Here is a 13402-nt window from a genome sequence, read left to right as displayed (position 1 = left end):
TGAGTATGTTTGCTTTTCCGGGGCCACACCGGAAAGCAACATAGCTCAAAACTCACGCCAGATTGCATGTTTAATTTCAAGTAAAATCTGTTCGATTGGTTGGTTTGCGTCAATATCTACGACTCGTGTAGGTGCTGGGTATTGGAGACTGTTTATAGCGTTAATACGCTTATTACACTGCCCATAACTTATGTCTGATTTTCTTTGCACCGCAACGTCTGGTGACACATTCAGCCTGATCACAACGTCTGGAAGATAAGTTTCTGCTTCACGATAAGGCTTGCCCTCCCATTCGGCGAGAACACGAAGTATCTTCCACCGATGATTTAACCACTCGCTGAGCAGAGGACCATCGTTGAATCCCATAATTTGATTTTGCGGATAACGGTCACAAAGTACAACCATCCCTCGGTTACGGGCCAACGTTGCCTTGCGAAGCTTGTGATGCTTCTCTAGACTCAGAGTTGTCGCCCAGATAGCTTTGGCAAATAGTTTAAACGATGATGGTTTTGACGGATTGTTTTCTTCCCGCTTAGTATCAATCTCACTGTGATTTAAATTTATCTCTTTCTTGTGGGACTTCGGTAAGAGTTTAGCGACTAGCTTTAACGGCCAGCGTAGCAAAGAACTCGATCCATCTCCGCTGCCAAAATAGAGGCTAATGACGTCCATCTTCCAGGACAACCATTTTTGAACGGCTTTTACATGTGTTGACTTACCGGAGCCATCACTCCCCACTATCGCGATTAACAAGCCACCACTAGCACTGATTCGGCGCAGCGGGATAGGGGCATGAATGTACCTCTTGTTAATGCCACCACATATCCAATAAAACTCGCGCACGGTTCTACGCCATCTTGCATGTAAAGGAGAATATGTTCTGAAAAGTTTGATACTCTGTTTGGCACTTTCACGGAAGTGTAGGATCTGGCGAAGAGAAGGGGCGTCTGTGGAGATGATGCTTTCAATTTGTGTCGCAGCAGCTTCTCCTAACAGGGATCCAGTCAGTTCATTCATGCCTGAAGAGGATATTTGTTCCTTCAACCAAAGAAATTCCTTTAGCCTTTCTCCGCGGAAATAGGATTTACCGAATTTATCAAGCACCCAGTCTCTGGTTCGGAACTTCATTATGGAACGAACAATAAGGAGGAGCATTTCCATATGGGGTTCTACCACATAGACTTTTTCCTTTTCATCGTAGCGACGACCTAAAATTATTTGATGCTCCCAAGGCAAACGATATCCCTTCAGGTGTGGTTCACCACAAATTAATTGGTAGTGAAGATGTAAGTGAACCATTCTCCCTGTAGAGGCATCAACGGCTAGGTAGTCTTCTACAGCTGGATATCCATGAGTTGCCATCGCATTAAAAAGCTTAAATCCAGAGTCAAACAGTGCTCTGTGAAGGATCCGGGTTTTACCTTTCTCAACTAAAACGTCGAGATCAGTAATGCCCAGTAACCCTTCTCGCAAATGTTCGTTACTTTTCCAGTGACAGTACAAGACATTCAGTTGTTCCATTTTACTGAAAAAATTGGCGACGACATCTAGTCCGTCAACGGATTTCAATTCTGGACTGACTATACCCATTCTCTCTGCTTCCTTATGCATCAATGCTGATGGGATGATCCTATCTTCATTTACATTCGATTCACCTAATTTAAGACAACTCAATTATTCAGCGTATACTCGACATAGAGCAGAGGAGCACCCGCTGGGTCACCATCGTATGATTCAGCTACCCGTTCACCCGTCCCGGTTATAATGATAGCCAGTGAATTACCGTTTATCCAATCACCCTGGGAGATAACTTCAATAATCAAGCTACTGATATCAGGTGTTTTTTGTTTGCTACTTGCTTCGCCAACTACTTCCCAAGGGGCAGGATTCCAGTTCACCGTAGCTTCAGTAAGTGGACGCGATGAGATGTTTAAATTTTCTCTTACAAACGCCGTTGCGTTGGCAGATTTTTCTCCCTTAATAGTAAGATCCGTGACAGTTGATTTCACTTCATCGACCTGGAACTGGATGTATGCCGCTGTAATGGTGGCCCCTGAGGGGATACTTATATTATTAAAACGCATACCAACAGTTTGATTGGAACCGTCATAAACAAGTTCTAAATCGCTGCTGTTTATTGATACGCGACCTCCCTCTTTTTCTTCGGCGTCGTCAGAACTGGATTCTACACGACGCGTTAATATCTGAGCGCCTTCCTGAATAACGGTTATGGAAACATCATCAAAACCGATGAGTTCTCCGTCATTGGCTGTGAGACGTAATACATAATCGCCAGGGTCAGAGAATGATGCTGTGGTTTGCGTATCGTTAATGCTTGTAAACGTCACTTCGCCTTCGCCACTGACTTTACTCCAGCTTGTCGTCAATGTACTACCAGGGATGCCATCATCGAAAACCTCACCTACCAGGTATGCCGAATCAGGCAACGTGATTGATTGATCTTCACCTGCATATACTTCTGGTGGCAGGTTCCCCGGAATATAGGAATATTCTACATAAAGCAAAGGAGCAGCATTCTGGTCGCCGTCATATGCTTCAGCGACACGTTCCCCCGTTCCTGAAAGAATAATGGCAAGTGAATTACCACTGGCCCAGCCGCTTTGGCTGATAATTTCGGTAATGATGGGTTGAATGTCAGGAGTTCGCTGATTTGTTCCAGCTTCTCCCACTATTAACCATGGGTTAGGGCTCCAGTTATTGACGTATGCATTAGTACGAGGCCGTGAGGAAATGTTCATGTTCTCTTTTACAAAACCCGCTGCGTTAGCTGAAAGTTCACCTTCAATAGTAAGAATCGTGTCAGTCGACTTCACTTCGTCAACCTGGAACTGGATATATGCCGCTGTAATAGTCGCTCCCTGTGGAATGTCAATATTATTAAAACGCATACCAACAGTTTGATCCGTACCATCATAGACCAATTCTAAATCGCTACTGGATGTGGATACACGGCCATCTGCTTTTTCTTCGGCGTCATCAGTACTGGCTTCAATACGGCGACTTAAAACGTATTGGCCACTTTGCAGGGCAACATTGATAGTAACCTCATCGTAACTTTGCAGTTCTCCGTCACTGGCAGTCAGTCGCAATACGTAATTACCGGCTGCAGAAAATGAAACCGCAGTCTGTGGGTCACTGTTATTTTCGAAGGTAACTTCTCCTTCACCACTGATCACCGTCCAGAGATTGGTCAGTGTACTACTCGGAAGGCCATCGTCAGAAACCTCACCTGCGAGCGTTGTGGGATTAGGAAAAGTGATTGACTGATCTGCTCCTGCTGAGACTATTGGTGCAGAGTTACCCTGCGTGAAAGGCGGTATCTCCATGACATATATTTTACCGTCATTTTCAAGTGGATCACTGTCATTATCCCAACCACGAGCAGCAATGTAGACAATGATGGAGTCTCCCAGATTGCTTGGAGGTATTATTGTTATTCCGGAAGGCTTTTTGGGACTCGCAGCGGAAATATCAATAGTTCGAACCAGTTGTCCATCTGTGGTGATCTGAATAACAAATTGTCCACTAGCATCAACTAAATAGAGTGTATCTGTGGTGGCGTCGTAGTAGATGCTTTCAGGATTGGTCACTCCCAAACTACTGAGATTCACGCTGGTGACAATATCGTCGACTCCGTCGAATAGACCATTAGTGCCAGGGGCGACACGGAAAATAGTATCTAATACGCCATCAATAATATACAAGAAACCCTGACCGTATGTGACATCTTCAGGGTCATTACTGCCAAAATCTGAAGTAGAAAATGACGTGACGATATCGTCAGATGTCATACAAACGCCATCTACACCCGGGTCAATTTCATAAATTGACTTGGTACCTGTGTCATCAGAAATAAAGCAGTGATGGTTGTCTGGGTTGATTGTTATACCGGTTGGTTCATCACTAAACGGAATTGTCGAATAGCGACCATTCACTACCACGCCGCCAGTTATTGGATCAATTTTGAAGGCGTTTATCTGGTCGGTGGGGAAAAGCCAAGCCATCTCATTGATTTCACTATCTGTCATCAACAATTTGTTTTCTGATGGCAAATAAACAATACCTGCAGGATCGGGACTTGGATAATTTGAAGTATCAATGACTTGAATAAGGTTTGCCTGTACATCATCTGCCATCAAATACGAAGGAAATAATATTGAAAATACAATAAGAACAATGGATGTGTTAGTAGCGATAGTCTTATCTTTGGAACAAAAACATACCTCAGCTATTTTGTTTTTTATGTTATTGATAAACATAATATTATGTCCTTTGTTGCCGTTAATACTGCGTCAATAAATTATAAAATCAAATAGTTTCCATGGTGACTACCATTCACATTCAATTATAATTCAGTGATAAATATATAATTGCTAATATCATTAATAATGTTCTTATTTTTAAGAAAATAGGATAAGTATTTTAATTAATGCGGAAAGATTGATGATAAATGATTATTTTTCCTAAAATAGATCAACAAAGTCTTAATAGTTTGCAAAAATGTTACATAAGTTATGAGTTTTAGAGATATTAATCCTTAAAAATTTATTTGATTTTTATCAGAGTGTGGCCTTGCTTAAAGTACATATGTTTACTTTTATTAATAGAAACAAGGCAGAGCAGTCCCTTGTCTTCAAAAGTTTCCCGAATGGGGGAGGCGAATGGTATTCACGGGAGTTAGCACACATGAAATCAAATAAATTTCTTCTAATAGCCATAGTGCTACCGACATTTCTTGTCGGTTGCACTATAGTACCAGGCTCAGACATTTCCGTAGGTGATAAGACCGTTGTTGAATCTGACGCCTCAAGCAGTGAAGTATCAGAAAAAATCAATATCTATCCGTTAGACGCCTATTCTGTCGCTAGTTTTCGAACGGTTACCAATGCACGTTCGCAGCCAAACAGCGCGTTAGATAGACAAATCGCTACTTATGAATACACCATTGGATCTGGTGATATTTTGAATGTAACGGTATGGGATCACCCGGAACTGACCATTCCTGCTGGCTCGTACCGCAGTGCATCGGAGGCCGGGAATTGGGTACACGCTGACGGTACCATCTTCTATCCCTACATTGGATCCATAAAGGTAAGCGGTAAGACCGTTACACAAATCCGTGGAGAAATTGCGCGTAAACTTAATGACTACATCGAAAGGCCTCAAGTAGATGTTAATGTCGCAGCTTTTCGTTCGCAAAAAGCTTATGTCACTGGTGAGGTATCTTCTCCAGGCCAACAACCTATTACTAATGTCCCATTAACGCTATTGGATGCCGTTAATAATGCGGGAGGGTTAGCACCAGATGCTGACTGGCGTAACGTCACATTGACTCGTAATGGCGAGGAACAACAAATTTCTCTCTATGCGTTAATGCAGCGTGGTGACCTCACGCAAAATCGGCTACTGGAAGCAGGCGACATTATTCATGTGCCCCGTAATGATTCACAGAAGGTGTTTGTAATGGGGGATGTGAATGATCCGAAGTTACTGAAAATTGATCGATCTGGGATGAGTCTCACTGAAGCATTAAGTAGTGTGGGTGGTATTAATGAACTTTCGGCAGACGCAACAGGGGTATTCGTGATTCGTATCTCTAATAATAAGAAGGAGCGTTTGGCAGATCTCTATCAACTTGACATAAAAGATGCGTCAGCGTTGGTCATCGGTACTGAATTTGATTTACAGCCTTATGATGTTGTCTATGTGACCGCTGCTCCAATAGCGCGTTGGAACCGTGTTATAAGTTTGATGCTACCGACGATTACTGGCTTTAATGAATTGACTGAGGGTACGCTTCGAGTGCGAAACTGGTAGTGTAGTTAGGAAAACGTTGGGGCTACGATTCCTTAACCACGCATTTTGGTAATGGACTTTCTACCTAATTCAGAGTAAGCGAATTTGTGGATCATGGGTCAAATAGACTACAACGAGCCAATATCGTTGCTTTTTCTGCAATAGTCCATGGCACTAAAAAGGTATAACTTATTTAACCATGCTTATTTAGCGTGTAAAAACGATATTGGCTATAAAGCTATCTGTGTGTTGTTGCCTCGATTGCAAGCGAACTTTTCAATTGTGGAGTACGTAGATGAAGCCTTTCACTAGGCATTAAAGAGAAAATTGTTGATATGGCAATGATCAGCTCTGGCGTCAAAGGAACTGGACGAGTGTTGAACATTGCCATGCCACCGTTTTAAATACTTTAAAAAACTCTCGCCAAGACTAGTAGTAACCATCTCATACGACAACGCTATTATTGAAATCATTTGTGAAATCGATGATCAGTGGTCATTTGTAATTAATAAAAATCGTAGTTGGTTTTGGACCCTCCTTATAAACGAGTGATTTCAAATGCGTTTGATAAACGGAATATTGATGTTATGAACACGCTTTTAGATTGGCTCTCGTCTTATGGAATCCTCTTCTCTTGTGTCGATGACGTCAGTGTTTGAATTAGAACCTTGACAAAAGAAAAGCAAATCGATGGTGAGCTTATAAAATAAATTGGATACACAAATTTTAAATTATTCTCAACATTAATACATTTGGTTCGCTGAGCGGTAGTTTTTTAAAGTATGAAGCAGCGCAAATTTGGCTTTGGTTACAACTCTTTTCTGGCTTTAATTTTTCACACTGAAGGTAACTATTTATGTGGCGTGAAAGTGTCGTTTCATAAATATTAATCGTATGAAATCATAGGATTAGCTAGCCTCAAGAATTGAGAAGAAAGCTTTGTACGGTAGAAAACTCTACAATCACGAGTGATATCTTTCATCACAACAAGCCTTTCTAAATTTATTACTTTGTCGTTTGAAAAAATTTAAATAGTCAGAATCGAAAAAAATAATTTTGTGATGTAGTGCAGAGATTCAAATGCTCACTATACTGAGATTTGTCAATAATCACAGTAATGGTGGGACTTAAAATGCCTGACATGGGGGACAATAAAAAGAATTATTTCACTGAACAGTATGCGCATAAAAGGCTGTATCGATATCACGAAACACTGTCTGTTCACGTGCAACTTTTCTTAAGTATGGCTTCGTCTTGCTTAGTTTTGATAGGAGCAGGCTATTGGCTTCATGAATTTAATATTGAAACTTATAAAATTTTGGCAATCATTAACTGCTTGACCATCTTCATCGTATTTCAGATGGTTGGTGTTTATCATCAATCAGGCGGGATATTGCTTGGACGCCGAAGAACTCTATTATTCGGGCTTTGGGTTCTTAGTAAAGCTTGGTTTATCGTTATAGTATTTATGGTGCTCTTTATTTATCTGATAGACACTTTCAACGACTTTCATTCAGATGTATTCATTATCTGGTCTATAGGTGGATTAGTCATTCAAGCTTGTGGTTATAGCTTGATCTATTTCGTATCAAAAAAATATCGCTCTCTCGTTACTAACTCCGTACCTTGTTTGATCGTTGGCACCAATGACCTTAGCAAAAATCTTCTCGCTAATCTTCACGGTAATATATGGCTTACTGAAAATGTGATTGGTGTTTTAAAGACTTCAGAGTCATGGGATGATTCTGCTCCCGTCTTAGGTGACATAAGTGATATACGCGAAGTTATTGAAAAATATAACATTAAAAGAGTGTATATCACTCTAATGTTAAGAGAGTTGAATCAAATAGAGGAAATAGTGAATCTTCTTGATAATAAGTGTGTCGATATTATTTGGGTACCGGATATATTGTCAATTCATACCATTGACAGAGGTATCAGAGAGTTATCCGGACTGCCATTACTTATTCTTTCCGGAAGCCCAATGAAAAAAATTACGGCAGTGTTGATCAAATCTTTAATGGATAGGGTACTTGCGTTTGTAATGTTGATTCTTCTGTCACCTGTTTTTATTGTGACAGCTGTGGCGATAAAAATCACTTCACCTGGCAACGTGTTTTTCAAACAAAAACGACACGGCTGGGATGGCAGTTATATTGAGATCTGGAAGTTTCGTTCTATGTATACGCCAAAGGCTGACAGTGAGTTTGAGTTGGCGAAGCGTAATGACCCTCGTGTAACCACCGTAGGTAAGTTTATTCGTAAAACAAGCATTGATGAACTACCACAGCTTTTTAATGTGTTACAAGGTAACATGTCGCTTGTTGGTCCTAGACCTCATGCTGTAGAAGTTAACCAATTTTACAGCCAATATATTCCAGACTTTATGCTGCGCCACCGCATCAAACCCGGAATTACCGGACTAGCTCAAATCTGCGGATACAGAGGTGGTGATGATTGCACTATTAGAACTCTGGATCTTATGGAAAAAAGAGCGACTTATGATATTGAATACATAAATAATTGGAGCCTGTTGCTTGATTTGAAAATATTGCTACTAACGCCATTCAAAATATTTATACATGACGCGTATTAGAGGTATTCATCATAAATGCTAATCGGTAAGGATGAATCATGGACAATAATAACAAGAGAAAAATAATTCAGGTTACAGAAAGCTTTGCATATGGAACAGCCAAATCGATCAAACAGCTGTGTTCCCTGCTTAAGGAAGACTATGAAATAACAGTTTTTTACTGCCGTCGTGATGAAACACAAGAAGAAATTAAAGATATTGATTCTGATATAACCTGGATTGAGATGTCTTCCAAAGGGGCGTTACGTCATTTAAAAAATGCACTTTTGATACGTAAGTTTATTGATAAAGACACTTTTGCTATTCATGGACATAGCAGTTTTGGTGGTCTATACGTACGTCTCGCAGCGATAGGGAAAAATATACCATTTGTTTTCTATTCTCCAAGAGGATATGCCTTTCTTAGGCAAGATATGAATGTTGTCAGTAGATTCATTTTTTTGCTCGTTGAAATGTTTTTGTCTTTATTTGGACATACCGTAACCTGTGGTATGGGGGAATATGAAGTGGGAAAAAAATTCACTAGGCATATTTCTAATATCAATAACTCAGTAACAGTTAAAGAAATGCCTGAATCTCCTGATAATCATATGTTTAAAGTTATCTCAGTCGGGCGTATTTGTTACCAAAAAGGATTTGATATTTTTTTAGAAGTTGCTCGAGAGTTAAAAGACAGTGAATTTACTTGGATAGGTTCGGCTGACCCCCGATATTTTGACTCTGTCATCAAGAAATATGGACAGTTACCTGATAACGTTAATATTGTAGATTTTACTGAACAATCTGAGTTATTTAATAAAATAAGTCATTCTTCACTGTTATTTCATCCCTCAAGGTGGGAGGGACTTTCACGGGTTTTGATCGAATCACTGTCTCTAGCTATGCCTATAGTAACTTCAACTTGTCTCCAAAATTTGGATTGCTTATCTCCTAGACGAGATGAAGGTGTCAGTGGTGAGTACAATAATGGCTTTGCATGTAATAGTGTCACCGATTATATCTACGCGATCCAAACATTAAAAAATGACCCTGAGCGTATTTCAAATATGAGGCAGTGCTCATTCAAACTTGCAAAAAATGATTTTGATATTAACGATGTAAAAATGAAGTGGCTAAAGTTATATAAGGGAGAGTATTAGGATTGCGCTGTTGAATACGAATTTTGGTAGGAAACATGGTATAAAATGAACAGACATTACTTAACAAACACCTTTGCATCATTGATGATAATTGGTATAGCCTTGGCTTGTATGCCCAGCCTGATGAGGATCGGCAATTCAAGTGTGAGTCTTACTTATGTATACATATTGATATGCTTTACCATGTTGTTTTTCATCATATTGAAAGACAAGACTATGTTGTCTTTCTACCATTACGAAGCAAGAAAAAATAGCATGTTATTCATTTCACTATTGATGCTATTTTTTCTACATGTTTTGAGCGTGGTGCTTTCTGATGAAGGAATAGTGTCCAGAGCGTTAATTTCTCTGATAATTTTCATTACCTGTTATCTGTATTTTTCTTTTGTTTTTTATAATGATAATACCTTTTTTGAGCATTTTTATGTTTTTATTACTGTAGGATTGATACTTAATTTTATAGCCGCTTTGATGCAGAAAGCAGGGTTTAATCTTGGAACTTCTTACTATGAAGGCTATGATCGATATACCGGTCTTTTTGCAAATCCAAATCAGTTAGCCATTGTTGTAACAACGACATTTATCTTTTACGTTGATAAAATTGAAACGCATCAACGATTGATCAACAAGCTTTTCGCTTTAGCTATGGTAGGTGTTTGTTTTATGTTGCTGCTATTGGCAGGGTCTAAAACAAACATTATTGTTTCCTTTTTAATTTTATTGTCTTTTTTTGTTGCCCGTAAGAACATGACTAAATTTATTTTTGGGATTATTTTTCTTTTTTTAGCGTTATTTCTAATAAAAGAGAGCGGAGTCTTAATGTCTGTTAATCCAAGACTTTTCGAAATTCTCTTTACTCTTTCGCCAGATACTGTGCTTGAATACCGTACTGTTGCGTCGAGAATAGAAATATGGGAATACTCGTGGAAAGTAGGTACCAGTTACCCATATCTTGGTGAAGGATTAACCAGTACTTTACCTGATCCTATACGTCACAGTCATAATATAGTAATAGATTATATGCGGATGTTTGGACCCGCTGGTTTTGTCACTATAATATGTTTTATTTACGCAATAGTTTCATATCGTATTTATATGCCTGACAATTCGTCGGGTAATAAAAAAGCTAAAATTTGCAAGATTTCTATAATTGCTTATCTGCTGTCTAATATGATGAGTGATTCTATGGGGCCTCAGACTGTCTTTTTCTTCGCTTTTTTTGTCTCTTATCTTTCTGTCCATTCGTCTATGTTCGTTACCTATACTAATATAAATAAAGCAAAGTTAAATAGCGATTTCGTAGAAAGGTAATCATATGAAGCTGAACTTTTGTTGACTTACTTTCGTTTTCGGTTAGCTCAACTTTTTTAGGAGAGTTTCAGGCATTCTCGGTTGAGTCAACGGCAGTCAGGCCGGGGTTAAAAAGTCGTAGTAGTAGAAGGTTTGTGTGAAAGGGCAGAATTATCGACTTTGTCAGAGATGGCTATTAACCAGGAGTCAATATAAGTAGATCTTATCAATCTGGTAAAGCAGACGATCTGATCACTTTAGCTCGGAGCTTGTTTAATCATGTTTAACAACAACATACCACAATTTGAGCAAGACACACCATGGAGCAGGGAAAATCAAGTGTCCCTTCGTGATTATTTTGCTGTGATCAAGAGAGCCTGGTGGAAAATACTGCTATTATCTGTAGTTGCCACCTTGCTCGTTGCGTTTGTAGTTTCACTCATCCCACCAGTTTATAAGACTAGTGCCACCGTCATTTTCGAACCTGAAACGCCAAGAATGATCTCCATTGAGCAAATCTATATTCCCGATAGCAGAAATAATGACGAGTTCTATAAAACTCAAACCGAGATACTGAAGTCTCGTCCTTTAGCTGAGGAAGTTATCAATAAATTAGGCTTGGTTGATGTTCTTACCAGGAATGACAATGATAAATTCAGTGTTGGCTTTATTACTGAAAGCATTTCCGGTTATCTGAGTGATGCCAGGGATTGGGTGACTCATTTTTTTGGCGTTGCTGCGCCAACAACAGAAGTGATAATACCCGTAGATCCAATGAATCGTGCGCTTGAGAAGTATTTTGAAAATCTCGAAATTGCTCCGGTAAACAACACGCAGTTAGTAAAAATAAAGTTCAGTTCTACAGACCCTAAGTTGGCCGCTGCTGTTGTCAATACTCATGCTGATGTTTATTTACAGAGTGCTCTGGACGCAAAACTATCTATTACTAAGTCTACCGAACAGTGGATGAGCAATAGACTTTCAGCCTTAAAAAGCACTCTTGAACAGTCTGAGCAGGAGCTTCAAGCTTTTCGCGAGAAAGAACAGTTGGTTGATTCAGATGGTCTACAACATTTGCCTTCCTTGAAGTTGAATGAATTAACAACCAAGTTGGTCGAAATTCAACAGCAACTATCTTCAACAAAAAATGCTTATTCGCAGGTAGCGAGTTGGGGCTCGGACTCTTCTAAGACAGTTAATTCTATGCCTTCCGTTCCAGAAATTCTCAATGATCCTTTGATACAGCAACTTAAGAACCAGCTAGGAATGGCCAAACAAAAAGTCAGAGAACTTAGCGTTCGCTATCGGTCGCGTCATCCTTTGATGGTTGCCGCACGAGAAAATGTGAAAATCATAGAGGATAATTTACTCAGTCAGGCAACAAGCGTCATTCAAGGAATCAAGACAAAATATGAAGCTACCGCCGCTAATGAGAACTCTATTCAAGAGGCCATTGAAGCAACAAAAAATCGCTATCATGAATTGGGTAGGAAAGCCTCTGAACTGGATGCTTTAAAACGAGAAGTTGACACGAATCGTGAGCTCTATGCGCTCTTTTCGAAGAGAGTAAAGGAAACGACGGAGTTGACTTATGCCCAATCGGTGAATGCCAGGATAATTGTCCCAGCAATCGTACCTTATGAACCATTTAAGCCACAGAAAGCTTTAACTATTTCGATGGCTTTTGCGGTCAGTTTATTTTTTGGTGTTTTTATCTCATTTGTCCGTGACGCAATGGATAACCGTCTGACTAATATCGGGGACGTTGAACTTAAGCTGGGATATCAGTTGTTGGGTGTTGTACCGATGCTTGAAACTAAGCAATCTAAACAGCCCAATTTATTGCTCAATAAGTTGAGAGATGACGTCCCTGAGAGACGCTTTCTCGAAGCTATGCATTCTTTGCGTGCCGGGATAATCCTTAGTGAAAAACCGAATAAAACGGTTATGGTGACATCCAGTTTGAGCCATGAAGGCAAATCTAACCTTGCGATGAGTTTGGCTTATGTTTGCGGTCTATTCGAACGAGTTGTGCTTGTTGAATGTGACTTGTGCCGCCCGGTAATGGCTAGCGGGCTCAACATTGACGCCAAGATTCCGGGATTAGCAGAGTTAATTGAAGGAAAAGCATGTTTAGAAGATTGTTTGGTTGAACATAAAAACTTTAAGGTAATTCATGCCGGCACCCAGACTCAAGATTCTAAGGTGGTCATTGGGTCTTCTGAATTTAAGCACCTGCTGGAATCGTTAGCATCAGAATATGACAGGGTTATTCTTGACTGCCCACCAGTTCTGTTAGTCAGTGATCCCGAAATTATTTCCACCTATACCGACATGGTGGTTTATGTGGTTAGAACCGGTTCGACACAGATAATGCAGATTAAAAGCGGCATAGAGAAACTGCTGCGGGTAAAAGATCAACCGATTAAAGTTGTTGCCAACGGGTTGGATGACCCATTTACCTCACACTACAAATATTATAATGATTATTACGGCCACTATAAGTAGCGATAACGTTTTAGTTTGATGATATGTGTAAATAAAATCGATGATTTTTAGT

Annotated in this window: 8 protein-coding genes; 6 read left to right on the top strand and 2 right to left on the bottom strand. The window is 39.8% G+C overall.

Annotation, left to right across the window (positions count from 1 at the left end; genetic code table 11):
* Positions 1 to 45 precede the first annotated feature (45 nt).
* Positions 46 to 1590, bottom strand: a complete 1545-nt coding sequence (locus WJM94_RS17645; protein ID WP_444495506.1) for a hypothetical protein — start codon at positions 1588 to 1590, stop codon at positions 46 to 48.
* Between the two features lie 80 nt (positions 1591 to 1670).
* A complete protein-coding gene (locus WJM94_RS17640; RefSeq protein ID WP_444495505.1) occupies positions 1671 to 4157 on the bottom strand; it encodes a PKD domain-containing protein in 2487 nt (828 codons plus the stop codon).
* 550 nt (positions 4158 to 4707) lie between these two features.
* Between WJM94_RS17640 and WJM94_RS17635 the strand changes: the two genes are divergently transcribed.
* From WJM94_RS17635 to WJM94_RS17610, 6 genes are all read left to right on the top strand, one after another.
* The gene (locus WJM94_RS17635) at positions 4708 to 5838 is read left to right on the top strand and encodes a polysaccharide export protein (RefSeq protein WP_444495504.1); all 1131 of its coding nucleotides are present in this window, start codon (positions 4708 to 4710) and stop codon (positions 5836 to 5838) included.
* 293 nt (positions 5839 to 6131) lie between these two features.
* Entirely contained in the window at positions 6132 to 6221 is a 90-nt protein-coding gene (locus WJM94_RS17630) for a hypothetical protein (RefSeq protein ID WP_444495550.1), read from the top strand.
* 728 nt (positions 6222 to 6949) lie between these two features.
* The gene (locus tag WJM94_RS17625) at positions 6950 to 8413 is read left to right on the top strand and encodes an undecaprenyl-phosphate glucose phosphotransferase (RefSeq protein WP_444495503.1); all 1464 of its coding nucleotides are present in this window, start codon (positions 6950 to 6952) and stop codon (positions 8411 to 8413) included.
* A 38-nt stretch (positions 8414 to 8451) separates the two neighbouring features.
* Positions 8452 to 9552, top strand: coding sequence for a glycosyltransferase (locus WJM94_RS17620; RefSeq protein ID WP_444495502.1), 1101 nt, complete (start codon positions 8452 to 8454; stop codon positions 9550 to 9552).
* A gap of 216 nt (positions 9553 to 9768) precedes the next feature.
* Positions 9769 to 10863 carry an O-antigen ligase family protein gene (locus tag WJM94_RS17615; RefSeq protein ID WP_444495501.1) on the top strand — a complete coding sequence of 365 codons (1095 nt, stop codon included), beginning with the start codon at positions 9769 to 9771 and terminating at the stop codon, positions 10861 to 10863.
* Positions 10864 to 11121: 258 nt separating this feature from the next.
* Entirely contained in the window at positions 11122 to 13350 is a 2229-nt protein-coding gene (locus WJM94_RS17610; protein WP_444495500.1) for a GumC family protein, read from the top strand.
* Positions 13351 to 13402: the final 52 nt, after the last annotated feature.

Source organism: Vibrio sp. YIC-376, assembly GCF_052353105.1.
Taxonomy (GTDB): domain Bacteria; phylum Pseudomonadota; class Gammaproteobacteria; order Enterobacterales; family Vibrionaceae; genus Vibrio.
Note: the sequence above shows the minus strand (reverse complement) of the source record. Positions and strands in the feature narration are given on the sequence as shown.